At 56.2% G+C, this 20,539-nt stretch carries 15 protein-coding genes; 8 read left to right on the top strand and 7 right to left on the bottom strand.

From position 1 onward, the window contains the following. The first annotated feature begins 108 nt into the window (after positions 1-108). A complete protein-coding gene (locus CIK95_RS04175) occupies positions 109-1,527 on the top strand; it encodes an aspartate ammonia-lyase (protein ID WP_094387037.1) in 1,419 nt (472 codons plus the stop codon). Positions 1,528-1,666: 139 nt separating this feature from the next. Here CIK95_RS04175 and CIK95_RS04170 read toward each other — a convergent pair whose 3' ends face one another. Beyond that, positions 1,667-2,500 (bottom strand): AraC family transcriptional regulator, encoded by an 834-nt coding sequence (locus CIK95_RS04170; RefSeq protein ID WP_158215084.1) that lies wholly within the window; start codon positions 2,498-2,500, stop codon positions 1,667-1,669. On the opposite strand from CIK95_RS04170, the gene CIK95_RS13110 reads away from it, so the two are divergent. From CIK95_RS13110 to CIK95_RS04155, 3 genes are all read left to right on the top strand, one after another. Further along, positions 2,499-2,840: a hypothetical protein gene (locus CIK95_RS13110; protein WP_158215083.1), complete on the top strand. Its 342-nt coding sequence runs from the start codon at positions 2,499-2,501 to the stop codon at positions 2,838-2,840. The two genes, CIK95_RS04170 and CIK95_RS13110, sit on opposite strands and share 2 nt — an antisense overlap. Positions 2,841-3,010: 170 nt before the next feature. Beyond that, complete coding sequence (locus CIK95_RS04160; protein WP_144007721.1) at positions 3,011-4,888, top strand: hypothetical protein; 1,878 nt, start codon at positions 3,011-3,013, stop codon at positions 4,886-4,888. Positions 4,889-4,962: 74 nt separating this feature from the next. Beyond that, on the top strand, positions 4,963-7,806 hold the full coding sequence (locus CIK95_RS04155) for a C10 family peptidase (RefSeq protein WP_094466342.1): 2,844 nt from the start codon (positions 4,963-4,965) through the stop codon (positions 7,804-7,806). Between the two features lie 162 nt (positions 7,807-7,968). Here CIK95_RS04155 and CIK95_RS04150 read toward each other — a convergent pair whose 3' ends face one another. The 6 genes from CIK95_RS04150 to topA form a co-directional block, all read right to left on the bottom strand. Continuing rightward, on the bottom strand, positions 7,969-8,460 hold the full coding sequence (locus tag CIK95_RS04150) for a pyruvate ferredoxin oxidoreductase (protein WP_094387948.1): 492 nt from the start codon (positions 8,458-8,460) through the stop codon (positions 7,969-7,971). Next, on the bottom strand, positions 8,450-8,962 hold the full coding sequence (locus tag CIK95_RS04145) for an RNA polymerase sigma factor (RefSeq protein WP_094387029.1): 513 nt from the start codon (positions 8,960-8,962) through the stop codon (positions 8,450-8,452). Before CIK95_RS04145 ends, CIK95_RS04150 begins: the two co-directional genes overlap by 11 nt. A 73-nt stretch (positions 8,963-9,035) precedes the next feature. Further along, positions 9,036-9,818: an acetylglutamate kinase gene (argB, locus tag CIK95_RS04140; RefSeq protein WP_094466364.1), complete on the bottom strand. Its 783-nt coding sequence runs from the start codon at positions 9,816-9,818 to the stop codon at positions 9,036-9,038. Between the two features lie 3 nt (positions 9,819-9,821). Then, complete coding sequence (speA, locus tag CIK95_RS04135) at positions 9,822-11,714, bottom strand: biosynthetic arginine decarboxylase (RefSeq protein WP_094387030.1); 1,893 nt, start codon at positions 11,712-11,714, stop codon at positions 9,822-9,824. Continuing rightward, the gene (locus CIK95_RS04130) at positions 11,711-12,244 is read right to left on the bottom strand and encodes a shikimate kinase (RefSeq protein ID WP_094387949.1); all 534 of its coding nucleotides are present in this window, start codon (positions 12,242-12,244) and stop codon (positions 11,711-11,713) included. Before CIK95_RS04130 ends, speA begins: the two co-directional genes overlap by 4 nt. Next, entirely contained in the window at positions 12,241-14,565 is a 2,325-nt protein-coding gene (gene topA, locus CIK95_RS04125; RefSeq protein WP_094466341.1) for a type I DNA topoisomerase, read from the bottom strand. The genes CIK95_RS04130 and topA overlap by 4 nt, the downstream gene beginning before the upstream one ends. Before the next feature lie 75 nt (positions 14,566-14,640). On the opposite strand from topA, the gene CIK95_RS04120 reads away from it, so the two are divergent. The 4 genes from CIK95_RS04120 to CIK95_RS04105 all read left to right on the top strand — a co-directional run bounded on the left by CIK95_RS04120 (position 14,641) and on the right by CIK95_RS04105 (position 20,519). Further along, a complete protein-coding gene (locus CIK95_RS04120; RefSeq protein ID WP_144007720.1) occupies positions 14,641-15,144 on the top strand; it encodes a hypothetical protein in 504 nt (167 codons plus the stop codon). A gap of 415 nt (positions 15,145-15,559) precedes the next feature. Continuing rightward, a complete protein-coding gene (gene pnp, locus CIK95_RS04115; RefSeq protein WP_094466339.1) occupies positions 15,560-17,785 on the top strand; it encodes a polyribonucleotide nucleotidyltransferase in 2,226 nt (741 codons plus the stop codon). 154 nt (positions 17,786-17,939) lie between these two features. After that, positions 17,940-18,692, top strand: coding sequence for a DUF1573 domain-containing protein (locus tag CIK95_RS04110; RefSeq protein WP_094388807.1), 753 nt, complete (start codon positions 17,940-17,942; stop codon positions 18,690-18,692). 33 nt (positions 18,693-18,725) lie between these two features. Next, positions 18,726-20,519, top strand: a complete 1,794-nt coding sequence (locus CIK95_RS04105) for an alpha-L-fucosidase (protein ID WP_254046419.1) — start codon at positions 18,726-18,728, stop codon at positions 20,517-20,519. Positions 20,520-20,539 lie beyond the last annotated feature (20 nt).

Raw genomic sequence — 20,539 nt, 5'->3', positions numbered from 1 at the left:
TTTATAAAAGGAATATGAACAAATAGGCGTAACTTTGCCCCTGTAAATACCAAGATGATGGTTATACCCATCACAGACACGAATACAAACAATATAACCATTTATATTATGACAGACGAAAAGAAATTCAGAGTAGAGGCCGACCTCTTGGGCGAACTCAACGTTCCCGCCGACGCCCTCTATGGCGTGCAGACACAGCGCGGTATCAACAATTACCACATCTCGCGCAAGACTATGTGTGACTATCCAGACTTTATCATCGCCATCGCGTACGTCAAGCTGGCTGCCGCACAGACCAACCACTCGCTCGGAGTCATCAACGACGAAATCTCGGGCGCCATGGCCGAAGCCTGCCGTGAGATTATCGACGGCAAGTGGCATGAGAACTTCCCCATCGACATGGTGCAAGGCGGTGCCGGTACATCGGTCAACATGAATGCCAACGAGGTGATAGCCAACCGTGCACTCGAAATTCTTGGCCGTCAGAAAGGCGACTACCAGTATGTATCTCCCAACGACCACTGCAACTGTGGCCAGAGTACCAATGACGTCTACCCCACCAGTATACGCCTTGCGCTTATCCGCATGAACCTCCATCTGGTCAAGGCATTGACCGGACTCATCAGCGCCTTCCGCTACAAGGGCGAAGAGTACACCGACACCATCAAGATGGGTCGCACACAGCTGCAGGACGCCGTGCCTATGACTGTGGGTCAGGAGTTCAAGGCCTACGCCAACAACCTGGAAGAGGAAATCCTCAACCTGGAGCGCAACGTGAAGCTGCTGCACGAAATCAACATGGGCGGTACTGCCATCGGTACCGGTCTCAACGCCGTGCCTGGCTTTGCCAAGCTCTGCGCAGCCAATCTGAGCAAGCTCACCGGTGAGAATTTCATCTCGGCCAGTGACCTCGTAGAGGCTACGCCCGATACCGGCGCCTATGTGAGCTATTCGTCAGCGCTGAAGCGTCTTGCCATCAAGCTCTCTAAAATCTGCAACGACCTGCGACTCATGGCTTCAGGTCCCCGCTGCGGTCTCAACGAAATCAACCTGCCTCCCAAGGCTCCCGGTTCATCCATCATGCCCGGCAAGGTGAACCCCGTCATCCCCGAGGTAACCAACCAGGTTTGCTTCAAGGTCATCGGCAACGACACCACCGTGAGCTTCGCCGCCGAAGCCGGCCAGCTGGAGCTCAACGTGATGGAGCCTATCATCACAGAGAGCCTCTTCGAGAGCCTCACTTGGCTGAGGAATGTCATCGAGACCCTTACCGAAGAGTGCATCCTCGGTATCACCGTCAACAAGGAACACTGCTACGAGATGGTCAAGAACAGCATTGGCATCGTGACCGCCCTGAACCCCATCATCGGCTACAAGAAGAGCTCGATGGTAGCCAAGGAAGCCCACGATACCGGCCGCTCGGTCTATGACATCGTTATCGAGAAGGGACTTATGACCAAGGAAGAGCTGGACAAAGCCCTCGACCCCAAGGAGATGCTCCAGTCGCACAAGTTTACGCTGAAGTAATGTAATCCCAATATATATGTATGTAAAGAGCCTGTAGGCCGACACCCCTCATTCTCTCGGGGGTTAGGCTTGCAGGCTTGTTTTGTTTCAGAATGGCTGCGGCGGGCACAGCGATGACTCGCAGGGAGCCATCGAGGGTCTATCGGTTGCGATAGGCTATGGGCGTCATGCCCGAGCGCTGCTTGAAGAAGTTGGTGAGGGCACTCTGGTCGCTGAAGTTCAAGTGGTCGGCTATCTCGCCCATAGTCATGTCGGTCTGGGTAAGCATATTGCAGATTTCCTTGTAGAGCAGCGAGGTGACATGGTCATTGATGGTAGAGCCGCTTATCTCCTTGACCAGCCGGGAGAGATAAGGGGCAGACAGATTGAGCTTGTCGGCATAGAAACGTATCTGGCGTTCCTTGCGGAAGTTGCGATAAAGATGGTGGAGGAACACTTCGTAGACCGCCTTCTTATGACCCAAGTCGTGGGAGATAGAGCGCTGCGTGTAGGGCAGCTCGTCGATGATGAGGCGCAGCACGTTGACCATGCTCTGTATCATCTCTATCTTGTTGATGTGCTGGTGGCGCACGATATCGCGCATGAAGTGGAAGATATCCTGCATGCTCTTGTATTTCTCGTCGGTGAGGCGGTAGTGTGAGGCATGCAGCGCAAACGACTCGTCGACCAGCACGCACTCGGCCTCGAAGTCGGGCGACACATCGTGCAGCTGCGCCGTGTCGCGGACCGACACCACCAGGAGCGAAGCCCGAGAGAGTACCGCATCGGGGCCCTCGCCGTCGGCGTCGACGAGCCGGCAGCTGCCCCGCTCCACCAGCAGCAGCTTGGTAAAGAGCGTGCGCTCGGCCATCATGTCGACGAGCGTCGCGCCCTCCCCGGCTGTGACAGCCAAGTGGGCGGCATAGGCACCAAATATATCGCTGAGATGATATTGGGTGGCAAAATCCTCCAGGTTGTATATCTTCTGGTTCATGCCATTAGAGTCTTCATGGTCAGAGGCGCTTGCTGCATGGCTGCACGGCAATGCCGCAACGGAGAGCGGGCCTGCGCCCCCGACATTTGGGGCAAAAGTAACAATAAAATCGCAGAAACAGGCGGCTTTGGCGCCTATTTTTACGTTATCCCCCTCAATTCTTACTTCCGAAGTCATGGCGGCTGTCGCCGAGGGCATCTCGGCGACCCTCGTGACCATCCCGACGACCGCCGAGATGCCCTCGGCGGCAGCACCGACAATCATAAAGACGGCAAAAGCGAACACGAAGCTAACAAAAATCACCGAAAATCATGACAAATGTCAGAAAAACAGGCAGTAAAGTGATATTTCTGGAGTAAATACATGGTTATTTTGTAATATTTTGTTACCTGTGCGCCACCAAAAATGATAATTCCTGCCATCTTCGGCATCACCACAGTGAAAAGAGACTGCCCGGAGAGGGCAAACTTACGGATAATGAGGAAAGAAACAAATCTAAAACAGAACGATATGACAAAAAAACTACTCATGATGGCAATGCTCCTTTCAGCATTTGCCTTTGCAGTTCCGGCATCGGGCCAGGACGACAATGTGACCGTGGTAATCGACGAGAACTTCGACTCCTTCACCGAGGGTAGCGAAGACGCTCCCGCCACTACCGACATCGGCGGCTACAGCGGCAAACTCAAGAAACTGGGCTGGAGCAGCAGCTGCACCAAGGTCTATGATGCCGGCGGCAAACTCAAGGTTGCCGGTTCGGGAGCTCTCGAGACTGGCAATCTGAAGAAAGCAGTATCTACCCAGGTGCTTAAGATTACAGCCCATGTGCGTGCCGCAGCCGACTACGGAGAAGCCATTACCTTCGCTTTGGGCTACTCTATCAAAAAGCAGGTGGTCTTCAACGACAACAAGTGGCATAACGTGACATTATATGTAGGCTCTGTGTCATCCAGCTCGAGATTAAAGATTACCCCGCTGTTTGAAGGCTTCTTCATCGATGAAATCAAGGCTGTCACCAGCCCCACTATCGTGGCTGTACCCGTGCCCGAGCTGCCCTCACAGGCCGACGGCGTGTCCTTCACCGCCAAGTGGGCCCACGACCGTACCAATAAAGACTATCTGCTCGATGTCTACTCCAAGGCCGACAATGGTTCCAAGAAGTATGTGCTCAAGGACGAGGTGGTAAAGGTAGTGTCTGCTTACGCCAGCACCGTAGAGAAGAAGGTGGAAGGACTGGACGCCAGCAAGACCTACTACTACACCGTGCGCGGCCGCAACAAGAATGGCAACGTATCGGACTACTCTGACGAAATCGAGGTCATCCGCGTGCTCAAGAGCATCGACGCCCCCAAAGCCATCGCTGCCACAGGCGTGACAGCCACCTCCTTCAGAGCCAACTGGGAGGCTGTGGCTGAGGCGAAGAGATATGCCGTGAACCTGACCAAGACCAAGACGCTGCAGGCAGCCACCACGGTCAAGGTGCTGGACGATGACTTTGCCAAGGTGACCATGGGCTCGCTGGAGAAAGTGGAGTTCGGACTGCTGAGCGAGTTTGACAGCTATACCAAGACCCCCGGATGGAGTGCAGTAGACTTTGCTCTGGCTTCGGGATACATGGTACTGTCGCCCTATAGCAAGACCAGTTCGCTGACCACACCCAAACTGGACCTCACAGCCGACAACGGCGCTTGCACCGTGAACTTCAACATGGCAGAGGGCGCCTATGGCCAATACACCTCAGGCAGCAAGGTCACCGTGAGCCTCTATGACACCGACCCCAACGTCGACGGATTTGAGGGCACACCTCTGGAGAGCAAGACCGTGACCACCCACAAGGGATTTGCCGACTACAAGGTAGAGTTTACCAAGGGCGCAGCCACATCGTACATCATGTTCTCGTACGAGAACGGTGGCACCACCAACAAGATATTCTTCGACGCCATCAACGTGGAGCAGAAGATGCCTGCCGGCGCTAAGGTGACCACTGCGATAAGCGTCAACGAGACCGAAGATACCTACTACGACTTCACCATCGACTCGCCCGAGGACAACACCGTATACAACTATACCGTGAACGCCATCGGTCTGACCGTAGTAGACGGCGAGCTGGCCGACCTGTACTCTGACGAGTCCAACAAGATAGAGGTGAGTCTGAGTGGTTCGGTAGGCATCGACAACGTGGACAACCAGGGCGACGTAGTGGTCAAGGCCGACAACGGCACCATCAGCGTAAGCCTCGCCACAGCCGGCCGCATAGCCGTGTACGACCTCACCGGCCGTCTGATTGCCCAGACCTATGGCAAGGCTGGCGCCAACACTCTGAGCGTGGCCCAGCGCCAGGTGGTAGTGGTTCGCGCCGCCAACAAGTCATTCAAACTGGCACTTTAATCACCCCCTATAAATAATAAAGGTAGTCCGCACGCCCATAGAGGCACGGACTGCCTTTTTCAAATTTAATCCCAATGATACGCAGATTATCCATTCTTTTCCTGCTCATAGCAGTGACCGTGGGCCACATGATGGCCAATCCCGTCACCCAAGCCCAGGCAGAGCAGATGGCACGCAGCTTCATCACACAGCGCCCCAACGCCTCTGCCAAGACTGTGCTGCGCCACATGGCTGTGGCAAAGTCGGGTGCCAAGGAGATACAACCCTACTACGTGTTCAATGCCGGCGATGACGAGGGCTTTGTCATCGTCTCGGGCGAGGACCGCTTTGCCAATGTCATAGCCTATGCCGACCGCGGCCGCTTCACCCTCGACGGCGCACCTGCAAGCCTGCGCTCGTGGATGGAACTCTACGCCCGCTACGTGGAAGCCTACTGGCACAACGACTCGCTGGCTGCCGATACCCCGGCACGCGCCGGCGCCAAAGTGGTGGTGGCTCCGCTACTCGACAACATACGCTGGGGTCAGGACGCACCCTTCAACGACATGTGTCCCACCTATAGCGACGGAGGCAAGACCGTGCACTACTACACAGGCTGTGTGGCTACGGCAGCTACGCAGATTATGCGCTACTACAAATATCCCACCCGCGGAACAGGCGAGAAGACCTGCACCGTTAAGGGTATAGAACTCTCTGCCAACTTCGGCGAGACCACCTATGACTGGGACAACATGCTGGCTTACTACAAGCGCAACGGCATATTCTCCATCGCCCAGCGCGACGCTGTGGCTAAGCTGGCAGCCCACTTCGGCGTGGCTGTAGAGATGGAATACGAGAAGGCTGGCAGCGGCGCCTCGCCCATGATGGTGCCCGGCGCGCTGAAGAACTATTTCGGCTACGACAAGCACGTCACCCTGCGCAAGCGCAGCTACTACGGCACTACCGAGTGGATGAATATCATCAAGGCTGAGCTGGACGCCGGACGCCCCGTCTACTACGGCGGTGCGAGCGATGCCGGACAGGGTGGCCACGCCTTTGTCTGCGACGGATATGATGACAACGGCTATGTGCACATCAACTGGGGATGGTATGGCGACAGCAACGGATACTTCCTCGTAAACCGTCTGAACCCCTCGGACTTGGGTGAAGGCGGCGGAAGCGGTGGCTACAACCGCGACCAGGAGATGGTGACGGGCATACGGCCTGCCACCGAGAGCGAAGGCGATGTGGAACTGCCTCTCTATGGCAGCGTGAGACTCTCTATCACTCCCTATGGCGGCAACTCGTTCAGCCTGATGACCATCCTCGAAAACCTCGATACCGACGACTTCGACGGTGCTCTGGCAGCTGTCATCACCCAGAACGGCGTCATCAAGAAGGTGCTCAAGGAGGAAAGCCTCAACGTGAAAGGCTATGCTGGCAGCAAGTCGGGAACAGCCTATGTGACCATGCGCGACATCACCGCTACAGCCGACGGACTGGCTGACGGCGCATACGAAATCCGCTTTGCCTACAAGGCCAAAGGCGCCAAGACATGGCAGGTGGTGCGCCACTATACGGGATTCCCCAGATATGTAGACATGACCGTAGAGGGCGGCAAGGTGGTGCTGGGAGAAGTTCACGCCGTGACACCACGCGTAAAACTGCTCGCCCCAATCACATGCAACAACGAGATACACGCCGGCGGAGCTGCGCTCTTCAGAGTGAAGCTGCACAACGGCGGCGATGATATGCAACTGAAATCGGTGGTGGTGGCGATGACCTCGAAAGCCAACCCCGAGGAGGTAATCACCGGCAAGATTTCGGCAAGCGTATACGAGGAGAGCGACTATAACGCCTCGGTGCTCGTGGCTCTGCCAGAGACTGCCACACCGGGCAGCTACACCGTCACAGCCTATGCCGAGGGCTACGAGGCATATCCCTTTGACGACAGCGCCGTAGGCCGCACCGAGGTAGAGGTGCTCGACAAGACCTCAGAGCCCATCCTGGGCGTCACCCAGCGCATGGAATGGACCACAAACGACGCTGCCCAAACCCTGAAGCAGGGCGATATGCTCATGCTGGGCTTTGCGGTGCGCAACTTCGGCGCTGCGGGCAAGGCTGGCGTGGTAACCCGTCTGCAGGATGTCAATGACCCCGAGCATAGCTACGTGCTGCGTCAGACCGACTATACCTTCAAACAGGGCGAAGAGAAGACCTTCACACTGGGACGCTATCTCAACATCGACGCCGGCACCTATACACTCGCTGTGACAGCCGTCGGCGAGAACGGCAAGGCGCTCACCATCGCCCAGCCCGAAGTGAAGACCACTGTCACCATCGCCCCCAACAGCGAACTGGCGATTAAGGTGAAGAGCATGAAGCTCGACAACGTGCTCTCGCCCGGCAAGAAATCTGCCGGCCAACTGGTGGTACACCTTAATAAAGACTATTCCAACTATGTCTATCTGCGTCTGCGCCAGTTTACCAATACCGGCGGCGAACTCGTATTGATGAAGCGCATCAGCAACGGAAAAGCCGGTGATGACGTGACCTTCAACTTCAACTACACCCCCACCGTGGCTGTAGGCACCTATATGCCTATGGTGGAGTATAAGTCGGAGAGCGGCTCGTATGTGGGTGCCGACGGACTGGCCAACTACTACCGCGAAATAAGCGTGGTGGATGCCACAGGAGTGGATGAAATCACAACGGAGGCATCGGCTGCGGGAGCAACCATAAGCTGCCGCGAGGGCGTGGTAAGCGTAAGCACCGCCGAGGGCGTCAGCGTGGTAAGGCTGAGCGTAGCCTCGACCACCGGAGCCACCGTATGGAGCGGAAAGGCAAACCAGGCCGACCTGAACAGCCTGCCCCATGGAATATATGTCGTGAGCGTTTATACCAACAGAGGTACCGTAACCCGCAAGGTGTGTCTGTAAAGGCCCACCCTGCGAGTAACCCAAATAAACAAGGGATGCCACTCAGTGAGCGGCATCCCTTTTCTACGTTAGTATGTTATGAAAAATTTGAGAGAAAATAGAAACTTCACAGTTTCATTCTTTTGTTTTACTAAACATGATTTTATAGAGAAAGCATAGAAATTATCTTTTCATAATCGGCGTTGTACAGACCTCGGAAGGCTGCACGTTGGACTGCGGCATAGTGTCGAGCACAGCCGAGTCGGCTCTTGCCACCGAGTGCATCTGCTGGATGCGGTTGTAGTTGGTGGCTCCGCTGCCGATAACAGGACCATTGTTGTCAAACGACATCTGGAAGGCGTTGCTCAACGTGAGGATGATGGCCACCACGGCAGCTGCCTTGAAGAGAGGTCTCAACCGCTGGGTCATGGTAATGACGCGGGCCTTGACCTGCTTGGGCTCTTCGGTCATGGCGAGCATACGGGCGTCGAAGTCGTCGCCCAGCACGTCGGTCTTGGGCTCGGTGGCCTCGTAGACGAAGAGTGCCTGGTACTTGGCCAGCTCGGCAGGTACAGACTTCTGACTGAAGAAAGCCTTGAGAATGCTTTCTTCTTCGACCGTAGTCTCACACGCCCAGTAGCGCTCCAGCAATTGTTTGATATAGTTATAGTCCATAATTGTCAAAATCATTAAATTTCTGCTTGATGGTCTGGCGGGCTCGGAAGATATTCACCTTGACCTGTTCCTCGCTTATCTCCATCATGCGAGCAATTTCCTTGTACGTTTTCCCTTCAAAATCGCGCAGCTGCATACACATACGCTGCTTGTCGGGAAGAGCATTGACCAAGCGATGAACCAGCTCGACTCTGTCGCTTTGCGCCGCTCTCTCATCGGGAGTCGACGCGCTGTCGGCCTTGTCTTCCGGCAAATCGGGGGTGGAATCGCTGAGGTGGGAGCTCTTTCGTATGTAATCCAACGCAAGGTTCTTGCAGATGGTAGTACAGAAAGCCTCTATAGACTCTATCTCGCTCCACGTGTCGCGTCTGTTCCACACCTTAATCATCGTTTCCTGCACGATATCCTCCGCTTCGGCCTTGTCAAGCGTAATGCGGAGCGCCACTCTGAAAAGCATATTCTTCAGGGGGAGTATATCGTCGCGAAAACTGATAATCTTCATCGTTGCTCTATTAATAAGACGTTTGTTGGAAACTAAAGTTACAGTTATGGGGATATTTTTTCGATTTTAACACTTAACGGATAATTGTTCCCTGTTGGCCGTCGATGGCATCGGCTTGGGTGATGACCACCCTGGCGACGCCCTCGTCGATGGCTGCGAGCGCATTCTCTACCTTGGGAATCATGCCGCCGGCTATCACGCCATCGGCCACGTATCTATCGAAGTCGGCGCGGGTGATGGTGGGTATCACGCTATTGTCGTCGGCGGGGTTGCTCAGCACGCCGCGCTTCTCGAAGGCGTAGACGAGCGTGACCTCGTAGTCGCGGGCCACCGCGCAAGCCACCGTCTTGGCGATGGTGTCGGCATTGGTATTGAGGATATGGCCTTGTCCGTCATGGGTGAGTGGCGCCACCACTGGGGTGACTCCCGACTCGACCAGCCGGGCTATCATCTGACCGTCGGCAGCATCGACATCGCCTACGAAGCCATAGTCGACGCCGTCCTTGACCGGACGCTTATGGGCACGGATGATATTGGCATCGGCGCCGGTGAGGCCACTGGCATTGACGCCTACGGCTTGCAGTCCAGCCACGATATTCTTGTTGACCAGTCCGCCATAGACCATCGTGACCACTTCGAGCATGGCTGCGTCGGTGATGCGTCGGCCGCCCACCATAGTCGTCTTGATGCCCAGCGCCTCGGCTACCTTGGTAGCGCGACGCCCGCCGCCATGCACCAGAATCTTGCGGCCCGGGATGGCGGCAAAGTCGGTGAGCAGACGGCTGAGCGCCGTGGCGTCTTCGACCACGGCACCGCCGACCTTGACCACCGTTATTGCTGTTTTGTTGTCTTTCATCATTTATTCCAGATAGGTATATCCATAAAGTCCAGAGCGATAGTTGGACAGGAACTCCTTGCCCTCCTCGAGCGAGATTTTACCGTTCTTGACGCTCTTGGTCACCCAAATCTCGAGCTGGCGCACCAGCTTCTTCGGGTTGTACTGCACGTAGTCGAGCACCTCCTCGACGGTCTCGCCATCGATAATCTGGTCGATGTGGTAGTGACCGTCCTTGACGCTGACGTGCACGGCGTTGGTGTCGCCAAAGAGGTTGTGCATGTCGCCGAGTATCTCCTGATAGGCACCCACAAGGAAGACGCCGAGGTAGTAAGGCTCGTTGCGGCGCAAGGCATGGAGGGGCAGCACATGAGAGAGGTGCCCCTCCTTGACGAAGTTGGCTATCTTGCCATCCGAGTCGCAGGTGATATCCTGCAGGGTTGCGTTGCGCGTAGGCCGTTCGGTAAGACGCTGAATGGGCATTATGGGGAACAGCTGGTCGATGGCCCACGAGTCGGGGAGGCTCTGGAACAGCGAGAAGTTGCAGAAATACTTGTCGGCGAGCAGCTTGTCGATATTGCGCAGCTCTTCGGGCACGTGCTTCATCTGCTTGGAGAGCGTATTGATTTCATGGCATACGCTCCAGTACATGCTCTCAATCTCGGCACGGGTCTTGAGGTCTACGATGCCATGAGAGAAGAGCTCGAGGGCCTCGTCGCGTATCTGCTCGGCATCGTGCCAGTCTTCGAGCATATTCTTGGAGTTGAGGTTGTCCCATATCTCGTAGAGGTCCTTGACCAACTGGTGGTCGGAGTCCTTGGCCTCAAACTCCTCGGGCATCTCGGGCAGGCTGGCGGTCTCGAGCACGTCGATAACCAGTACCGAGTGGTGTGCCGTCAGCGACCGGCCGCTCTCGGTGATGATGTTGGGATGGGCTATGTCGTTCTTGTTGGCTGCGTCGACGAAGGTATAGACACAGTCGTTGACATACTCCTGGATAGAGTAGTTGACCGAGCTCTCGCTGTTGGCCGAGCGGGTGCCGTCGTAGTCCACTCCCAGTCCGCCGCCACAGTCGACGAAGTCCACGTTGTACCCCATCTTGTGTAGGTTGATGTAGAACTGAGCCGCCTCACGCAGCGCGGTCTGTATACGTCGTATCTTGGTAATCTGGCTGCCAATGTGGAAGTGGATAAGACGAAGGCTGTCGTGCAGCCCCTTCTCATCAAGGATGCGCAGGGCGTCGAGGAGCTCCGAACTGGTAAGTCCGAACTTCGACGCATCGCCTCCGCTCTCGGCCCATTTGCCCGAACCGCTCGATGCGAGCTTGATGCGTATGCCCAGGTTAGGCTTCACGTTGAGCTTCTTGGCTGCGCGGGCGATGATGTCAAGCTCGTTGAGCTTCTCGACAACGATAAAGATGCGCTTTCCCATCTTCTGGGCCAGCAGAGCCAACTCGATATAGCTCTGGTCCTTGTATCCGTTGCAGATGATGAGCGAGTCGCTCTGGCACTGCACGGCTATCACGGCGTGGAGCTCGGGCTTGGAACCCGCCTCAAGTCCCAGATTGAACTTGCGGCCGTGCGAGATGATTTCCTCGACCACCGGCTGCATCTGGTTGACCTTGATGGGATAGATAATAAAGTTCTGTGCCTTGTACTCATACTCCTCAGCCGCCCGCTTGAAGCAGTTGGCGGTCTTCTCGATACGGTTGTCGAGGATATCGGGGAATCTGAGCAGCAGCGGGGGCGTCACGTCGCGCAGCGACAGCTCATCTACAATCTCGCGCAAGTCTATCTGGGCTTCATCCTTACAGGGAGAGACGCTGACGTTGCCTTCCTCGTTGATGTCAAAGTAAGAAGCTCCCCAGCCTTTGATGTTATACATCTCGCGAGAGTCTTCGATGCTCCATTTCTTCATATTCCAAGTTCGTTTTTTAGTTGTTGGGTGGTAAAATGTATCTTCTTAAAATCGTCCATGACGCTTACGTCGATGGTATAGTGGGCTTTGGTGTAGTAGGGTTCGCGCTCGGCGAGCTGGCGGGTTATGTACTGGCGCACCTCTTCGGGCGTTTTGTTGAGCAGCAATGGTCTCACGGTGTGTCCCATGCTCAGATGCTTGTACAGCACGTCTGGCGACGCCTTGAGATAGACCGTTGCGCCCTGGCGGTTGAGGTAGTCCATGTTGTCGAAGAAGCAGGGAGTGCCGCCACCACAACTGATGATGACGTCCTCAAACTCTGCCACCTCGTGGAGCATATTGTGCTCGATGCGGCGGAACCCTTCCTCGCCGCGCTCGTCAAAGATTTCCTTGACGGTGTGGTGCATACGGCTCTCGATATACCAGTCGAGGTCGTAGAACCTCATCCCCATGTCGCGGGCAAGCGCATTGCCAAGCGTGGTCTTGCCCGCGCCCATATATCCTATAAGAATAATACGCGTGGGGGTCATTTCTTGCGGCGTGCTTTGGGTTCGGGGGCTTTGTCTACGATTTCCTTGCACTCGGCGTAGGTAAGTTGGGCGGCGCGCTCATGCAGGCTCTTCGGCAGACGATAGTTCTTGCCGTCGCAGGTGATGTAGGGACCGAAGCGGCCGTTGAGCACCTGCATCGTGGAGTCCTCTTCAAACGACTTGATGTGGCGCTGGCGCTCCTGCTCGCGCTTCTCGGCGATGAGCTTGATGGCATCGGCGAGCGTTACTGTCATCGGATCCATCTCTTTAGGCAGTGATACATACTTGCCGCCATGCTGAACATAGGGACCGAAACGACCTGAGCCGATGGTGACGATGTCTCCTTCGTACTCGCCGATATTGCGGGGCAGACGGAACAGCTCGAGAGCCTCGTCGAGGGTGATGGTCTCGATGCTCTTGCCCGACGGCAGCTGCGCAAAGCGTGGCTTCACCTCGTCGTCGGCGCTGCCTATCTGCACTACAGGGCCAAAGCGTCCTATCTTGACGAATACCGGACGATGGGAAAGTGGGTCTACACCCAGTTCGCGCTCGCCTGCCTTATGCTCCGAGCGGGCGTTCATCACCTTGCGCACGGTAGGCTCGAAGTGGTGGTCGAAGTTGTGCATCATGCTGGTCCACTCTTCGTGGCCTTCGGCTATCTGGTCAAACTGGCTCTCCACCCTGGCGGTGAAGTTGTAGTCCATAATCTCGGGGAAGTGCTCCATCAGGAAGTCGTTGACCACGGTACCGATGTCGGTGGGCAGCAGCTTGCCCTTCTCCTTGCCTGCCACCTCGGTGCGGGTCTTCGATACGATGCGGCTGGCGCTCAGCGTGTCGGTCACGTACTGCCGCTCTTCGCCCGCCTTGTCTCCCTTGACCACATACTCGCGCTGCTGGATGGTAGAGATGGTCGGCGCGTAGGTAGAGGGTCGTCCTATGCCCAGTTCTTCGAGCTTCTTGACCAGGCTGGCCTCGGTATATCTCACGGGGCCTTGTGAATATTTCTCTGTCGATGTGATGGTCTTGCGTTCCAGAAGGTCTCCGGCAGAGAGGGCAGGCAGAGTGTTGCCGCCTTCATTGTCCTGGTTCTCGTCGTCGGTAGACTCGTGATAGACCTTGAGGAATCCGTCGAAGGTAACCACCTCGCCGTCGGCGATGAACTTCTCCTCCTGTCCGTCGATGTCTATCGTCACTACCGTCTTCTCTATCTCCGACTCTGCCATCTGCGATGCCACGGTGCGCTTCCATATCAGGTCGTAGAGGCGGCGCTCCTGCACGGTGCCCTCGATGGTCTGCTCCGATATATAGGTAGGACGTATGGCCTCGTGGGCTTCCTGCGCGCCCTTGCTGTGGGTGTGGAAGTTGCGGGTGTGGCTGTACTCGGCTCCCCAGAGCTGGGTGATGGCGTCGCGGCTGGCTGCCAGAGCGAGCTTGGACAGGTTTACGCTGTCGGTACGCATGTAGGTGATTCGTCCGTTCTCGTAGAGATGCTGCGCCACCATCATGGTCTGGGTCACGGTATATCCCAGCTTGCGGGCGGCCTCCTGCTGCAGCGTAGAGGTGGTGAAGGGAGGTGCAGGCATACGCTTGAGCGGCTTCTTGCTTACCGAACCGACGGTAAACTGGGCCTTGCGGCAGCGCTCCAGGAATGCTACAGCCTCTTCGCGGGTGGCAAAGCGCTTGTCGAGCTCGGCTTTGACCTCGGCGATGTGGCCTTCGGCCTGGGGCACGGTGAAGACGGCGCTCACGCGATAGTAGGGCTCGCTCACGAAGGCCTGTATCTCGCGCTCGCGCTCAACGATGAGTCTTACAGCCACGCTCTGCACGCGTCCGGCAGACAATGCGGGCTTCACCTTGCGCCACAATACAGGCGAGAGCTTGAATCCCACGAGTCGGTCGAGCACTCGTCGTGCCTGCTGGGCATTGACGAGGTTCATGTCGAGATGACGGGGATGCTCGATGGCATCAAGGATGGCGGTGGGGGTAATCTCGTGGAATACGATGCGGTTGGTATTGTCCTTGTCCAGGCCCAACACCTCACACAGATGCCAACTGATGGCCTCTCCCTCGCGGTCTTCATCGGATGCCAACCACACGCGCTGTGCCTCCTTGACCTGCTTCTTGAGCTCGCTCACCAACTTGCGTTTCTCCTCGGGTATCTCGTAATCGGGCTCCATCGTCTTCTCGTTGATGGAGAGCGTCTTCTTTTTCAGGTCACGTATGTGGCCGAAACTTGACATGACCTTGTAGTCCTTGCCAAGAAACTTCTCTATGGTTTTAGCCTTTGCGGGGCTCTCTACAATCACCAAATTCTCGTGCATAGTAAATCATATTTGTTATTTGAAGCGCAAAAGTAGACAAAAAAATCGCTTATACCTTATTATATAGGTGTTTTTTTGATTTTTTTAAGGATTGCGGCGCTTCTCGCCATGACAAAGCCCACTTGGGCGACTATCAGCACAGGCAACGAGGGCATGACGGCGGTGCGCGAGATGACCTCCTCCTACCCCGTCGGCATGGCAAAAATTGCGGCGATGAACCTCATGCTGATTTCAGGGGCTGAAACGGTCGTTACAAACCATGATTTCAGCGTTGCACGACCCAATTTCCGTATTGCACATCACGATTTCTGCATTGCACGCCACGAACTCGGTTTCACTTTGACCTACAGATGTTTTGACAATACTCTCCGGCGCGCCGCGGTGGCAAAAATCGTGGCAGAAAATGACCTCCTTCGCGACGGAAAAATCTACGGCGTCAGCGAGGGTCATCACGGCTCTCGCAGAGGTACCCTCCACGCTCACCGGGACGCCCTCCACGCTCGCCAAGGTACCCTCCACGCTCGCCAAGATACCCTCCACAGGTGCCGAGGTCATCAGCTTCTGGAGGAAGGTGGATAGGGAGTGGCGATAGATGGGTAGAGGATGCGGGAAGGTGGCAAGAGACTATGGGGAGGTGGGCGGAAGGTGAGGGAAGATGGATAGAGGATGCGGGAAGGTGACAAGAGACTGTGGGAAGGTGGGCGGAGGCGGCGGGAAGTGGATGGGGACACCCTTGGCGACCGGCATCTACGACGCGAGAATGGTGGGGGGTTGGGCGGTCTTTGGCTGCCTTGTCCGTCGTAGACGGAGGGGGAAGAGGCAGAAATCGCTGTTTTTTAGCGTAAAATAACAATAAAAGGCGCAGATTGTTCGTTTGTTATCATTTTATTGGCTATCTTTGCACGGAAATTTAAAAATGGCTCATTTCGACCACATCACGAGTAGGAAGAAAGGGATTTTTAGATGCAAAAATTAAAACAATAACATTTTTTAGATGAACGTAATTACGAAAACAGTTCAATTGCCTGATGGAAGAACCATCACAATTGAGACCGGAAAGGTTGCAAAACAGGCTGACGGTGCCGCAGTACTCCGTATGGGCAACACCGTGCTTTTGGCAACTGTTTGTGCAGCTAAGGACGCAGTTCCGGGTACAGATTTTATGCCTTTGCAAGTAGATTATCGCGAGCAGTACAGTGCCGCAGGCCGTTTCCCCGGCGGTTTCACCAAGCGTGAAGGCAAGGCAAGTGACAACGAGATTCTTACCTCTCGTCTGGTCGACCGTGCCCTCCGTCCCCTCTTCCCCTCCAACTACCATGCCGAAGTGTATGTACAGGTTATGCTGCTCTCTGCCGACGGTGTAGACCAGCCCGACGCTCTTGCCGGTTTTGCCGCATCAGCCGCTATGGCCTGCTCCGACATTCCCTTCGAGCACACTATCTCTGAGGTTCGCGTAGCCCGCATCAACGGCGAGTTTGTCATCAACCCCACCTTCCAGCAGATGGAAGAGGCCGATATGGACTTGATGGTAGGTGCCACCAAGGACAACATCATGATGGTGGAAGGCGAGATGAAGGAAGTATCTGAGCAAGACCTCATCGGCGCCCTCAAGGCTGCTGCCGAGGCCATCAAGCCTATGTGCGAGCTGCAGGACGAGCTGTCCAAGGAACTGGGCAAGGACGTGAAGCGCGAGTACTGCCACGAGGTCAACGACGAAGAGCTGCGCGAGCAGATCAAGAGCGAGCTCTACGCCCCCGTATACGATGTCAACAAGCAGGCGCTGGAGAAGCACGCCCGTATGGACGCCTTCGACAAGATTATCGCCGACTTTATGGAGAAATATGACGCCGCCCATGCCGACCTCTCTGCCGACGAGCTCGAGGAAAAGCATGCCGAGGCCACACGCTACTACGACGACGTGATGCGCGATGCCATGCGCCGCTGCATCCTCGACGAGGGTAAGCGTCTCGACGGTCGCAAGACTACCGACATCCGCCCCATCTGGTGTGAAGTGTCTCCGCTGCCCATGCCCCACGGTAGCGCCATCTTCCAGCGCGGTGAGACCATGTCGCTCTCTACCTGTACTCTGGGTACCAAGCTCGACGAGAAGCTGGTAGACGACGTGCTGCAGAGAGGCTATCAGCGCTTCCTGCTCCACTACAACTTCCCTCCCTTCTCTACCGGTGAGGCCAAGGCTCAGCGCGGTGTAGGCCGTCGCGAGATTGGTCACGGCCATCTGGCATGGCGCGGTCTGAAGGACATGATTCCCGCCGACTTCCCCTACACCGTACGTCTGGTAAGTCAGATTCTGGAGTCTAACGGCTCGTCGTCTATGGCTACCGTATGTGCCGGTACGCTGGCTCTGATGGATGCCGGTGTGCCTATGAAGAAGCCCGTTTCGGGTATCGCTATGGGTCTTATCAAGAACCCCGGTGAGGACAAGTACGCCATCCTGAGCGATATCCTCGGCGATGAGGACCACCTGGGCGACATGGACTTCAAGACCACTGGTACCAGGGACGGTCTTACTGCCACTCAGATGGACATCAAGTGCGACGGTCTGAGCTTCGAGATTCTCGAACAGGCTCTGATGCAGGCTAAGGCCGGCCGCGAGCACATCCTCAACTGCATGATGGAGACCATCTCCGAGCCTCGTGCCGAGATGAAGCCTCAGGTTCCACGCATCGTTGCCTTCGAGATACCCAAGGAGTTTATCGGTGCTGTGATTGGCCCTGGTGGCAAGATTATCCAGCAGATGCAGGAAGATACCAATACCACCATCACCATCGACGAGGTTGACGGCGTAGGCAAGGTACAGGTATCTGCTCCCAACAAGGACGCTATCGACGCCGCTCTCGCCAAGATCAAGGCCATCGTGGCCATTCCCGAGGTGGGCGAGGTCTACGAGGGTACCGTACGCTCTATCATGCCCTATGGCTGCTTCGTAGAGATACTGCCCGGCAAGGACGGTCTGCTGCACATCAGCGAGATTGACTGGAAGCGCCTGGAGACTGTAGAGGAAGCCGGCATCAAGGAAGGCGACAAGATCAAGGTCAAGTTGCTCGAAATAGACCCCAAGACCGGCAAGTACAAGCTGTCACGCCGTGTGCTGCTCGAGAAGCCCGAAGGCTATGTAGAGCGCGAGCGTCGTCCTCGTCGCGATGGCGAGCGCCGCGGTCACGGCCAGCGTCAGCCCCGTCACAACGACAATCAGGAGTAATCCCTGAAAGAGGATTTTCATTGACATATGAGCCACTGCTTTGCCTATAGCGCAAGCAGTGGCTCTTTTAGTTGGCCGACACGGATAAAATATAAGCCAAATGATTTGGCATTGAGGGTGAAAAGATGTACTTTTGCAATAAAATATAACCTAAATGAAAAAATTATTCGTATTGATTTTCATGGCGGCGCTCACAATGGCCGCCACGGCGCAGCAGGAACCGCAGTATATCTCCTCTTTCAAGTATGACAAGCGTGTCCACGACTTCGGTACCATCAAGGAGAAAGACGGCAAGGTGAGCCATACCTTCACATTTACCAACACCAGCATACTGCCGGTGGTCATCAGCGACGTCAACTCGTGGTGTGGATGTACCACCGCCGAATATACCAAGACCCCCATCCTGCCCGGCAAGACCGCCAAGGTGACGGTGACGTTCAACCCGCTGTCGCGCCCAGGCAAATTCAGCAAGGAGGTGGTGTTAAACCTCGACGGCAACAAGGGTTTCACCCGCGTATGGATCAAGGGCAACGTCATCCCCTACCGCCACCCCGTGGGCGAGGACTATCCCTACGCCTTCGGCGAAGGGCTGCACATGGGCTTCAAGGTCTACCTCTTCCCGCCGCTCGCCGAGGGCAGCACCTACAGGCTGGAGCAGCGCGTGTCTAACGAGACCGACAAGGAGATGACCGTAGAGTTTGAGCGATGGCCCAACAACACGGTGCTGAAGATGCCCTCGAAGATAACGCTCAAGCCCAAGGAGCGCACCACGTTCAAGGTGAGCTACACCGCCCCTGTGAGCCACTATGCCGACCGCCACATCTATGTGCGCGTGAAGGTGAACGGCAAGCAGGTGAAGCCCATCCTGGTGAAATGGTTGGGCTCGGAACAGAGATTTACCAAATAAGCAATGATAACTATGAGTATTAAGCAGACTGTAATGTCACTGTTAGGCTGCGTGATGGCCGTCCAGGCCGCCGCCCAGACAGCTCCGGCGCCCATCGCGCCGCTGCCCTCCAAACACCAGGTGGCTTGGCAGCAGATGGAGACCTATGCCTTCATCCACTTTGGTCCCAACACCTTTGGCAACCGCGAGTGGGGATATGGCGACGCCCCGTTGGAGAGTTTCAACCCTACCCGCCTCGACTGCGAGCAGTGGGCCAAGACGCTCCACGACGCCGGCATGAAGGGCATCATCATCACCGCCAAGCACCACGACGGCTTCTGCCTCTGGCCCACCAAGTACACCGACTACAGTGTGCGCAATACCCCCTACAAGAACGGCAAGGGCGACATCGTGGGCGAACTGTCGGCAGCCTGCAAGAAATACGGCCTCAAGTTTGGTGTCTATCTCTCGCCCTGGGACCGTCACCAGGCTTTCTACGGCACTCCCCTGTATGTAGAGTACTTCTACGCACAGCTCGAAGAACTGCTCACCCAGTATGGCGACATCTTCGAGATATGGTTTGACGGTGCCAACGGCGGCGACGGCTATTACGGCGGCGCACGCGAAGAGCGCACGATAGACCGCCGCACCTATTATAATTTCCCGCGCGCGTGGGAGATGGTCGAGCGTCTGCAGCCCCAGGCCATCATCTTCTCCGACGGCGGCCCCGGCTGTCGCTGGGTGGGCAACGAGAAAGGCTATGCCCACGCCACCAACTGGTCTTTCCTGCGTGGCAACGAGGTCTATCCCGGCTACAGCCGATACTGGGAGCTGCAGCAGGGCCACGCCGACGGCGACACATGGACTCCTGCCGAGTGTGACGTGTCGATACGCCCGGGATGGTTCTACCACGAGAGCGAGGACAGTAAGGTGAAGACGGTAGACTATCTCACCGACCTCTACTATCGCAGCGTGGGCCACAACGCCACCTTCCTGCTCAACATGCCCGTGGACAAGGAAGGACGCATCCACCCCATCGACTCAGCCCGTGTCGTGGACTTCCACAAGCGCATCTGCGCCGAGTTTAAGACCGACCTGCTGGCCAAAGCCAAAATCAAGGCCTCCAATGTGCGTGGCAAGCAGTGGGGCACCGCCAATCTTACCGACGGCAACTATGAGACCTACTGGAGCATCAGCGACGGCACCGACAAGGCCCAACTCACCATCACCCTGCCCCGCAATACGCGCCTCAACCGACTGATGCTGCAGGAGTACATCCCCCTGGGGCAGCGCGTACAGCGCTTCAGCGTGTCTTACCTCAAGGGCAAGGAGTGGGCTCCGCTCTCCGTGGGCGAAGAGACTACCACCGTGGGCTACAAGCGTCTGCTGCGCTTTGCCACGATTGAGACGCGCCAGATCCGCATCAGCTTCGACGCCATGCGCGGCCCCATCTGTCTGAGCACCGTGGCTGCCTATCTCGCCCCCGAGACCAAGGGCGCGGAGGAAAAGAAGGAAGAGGTGAAGGGCGTAGACTTCACCGCCACCGCCGAGGGCAACAACGTGGTCACCTTTGACCTGGGCGGCGAGCAGGAGATAGGCTCTTTGCGCTATCTGCCCCAGCAGGGCGACGACCGCAAGGGACTCGTGGCCAACTATGAGATATATGCCGGTATGGAGAAAGACGCCATGCAGCGCGTGGCTGAAGGCGAGTTCTCCAACATACGCAACAACCCCGTGATGCAGGAAGTTTTCTTCACTCCCACCCACTGCCGCTACGTGCAGCTGCATGCCACCCGCATGGTGAATGCCGGTGAGAAGATAGCTTACCAGCAAGTGATTATCAGATAACATCTAATAAATATTGACCT

It is taken from the genome of Prevotella sp. P5-108, assembly GCF_002251385.1.
Classification (GTDB): Bacteria; Bacteroidota; Bacteroidia; order Bacteroidales; family Bacteroidaceae; genus Prevotella.
The sequence above is the reverse complement of the archived record's forward strand: the minus strand, read 5'-3'. Positions and strand labels throughout refer to the sequence as shown.

Coding starts and splice junctions, on each gene's coding strand:
- speA (WP_094387030.1), bottom strand. CDS start 11,714: ATGAAGAAATGGAGCATCGAAGACTCTCGCGAGATGTATAACATCAAA.
- CIK95_RS04130 (WP_094387949.1), bottom strand. CDS start 12,244: ATGACCCCCACGCGTATTATTCTTATAGGATATATGGGCGCGGGCAAG.
- argB (WP_094466364.1), bottom strand. CDS start 9,818: ATGAAAGACAACAAAACAGCAATAACGGTGGTCAAGGTCGGCGGTGCC.
- CIK95_RS04110 (WP_094388807.1), top strand. CDS start 17,940: ATGAAAAAATTATTCGTATTGATTTTCATGGCGGCGCTCACAATGGCC.
- topA (WP_094466341.1), bottom strand. CDS start 14,565: ATGCACGAGAATTTGGTGATTGTAGAGAGCCCCGCAAAGGCTAAAACC.
- CIK95_RS04155 (WP_094466342.1), top strand. CDS start 4,963: ATGATACGCAGATTATCCATTCTTTTCCTGCTCATAGCAGTGACCGTG.
- CIK95_RS04160 (WP_144007721.1), top strand. CDS start 3,011: ATGACAAAAAAACTACTCATGATGGCAATGCTCCTTTCAGCATTTGCC.
- CIK95_RS04175 (WP_094387037.1), top strand. CDS start 109: ATGACAGACGAAAAGAAATTCAGAGTAGAGGCCGACCTCTTGGGCGAA.
- pnp (WP_094466339.1), top strand. CDS start 15,560: ATGAACGTAATTACGAAAACAGTTCAATTGCCTGATGGAAGAACCATC.
- CIK95_RS04170 (WP_158215084.1), bottom strand. CDS start 2,500: ATGAACCAGAAGATATACAACCTGGAGGATTTTGCCACCCAATATCAT.
- CIK95_RS04150 (WP_094387948.1), bottom strand. CDS start 8,460: ATGGACTATAACTATATCAAACAATTGCTGGAGCGCTACTGGGCGTGT.
- CIK95_RS04145 (WP_094387029.1), bottom strand. CDS start 8,962: ATGAAGATTATCAGTTTTCGCGACGATATACTCCCCCTGAAGAATATG.
- CIK95_RS04105 (WP_254046419.1), top strand. CDS start 18,726: ATGTCACTGTTAGGCTGCGTGATGGCCGTCCAGGCCGCCGCCCAGACA.
- CIK95_RS13110 (WP_158215083.1), top strand. CDS start 2,499: ATGCCATTAGAGTCTTCATGGTCAGAGGCGCTTGCTGCATGGCTGCAC.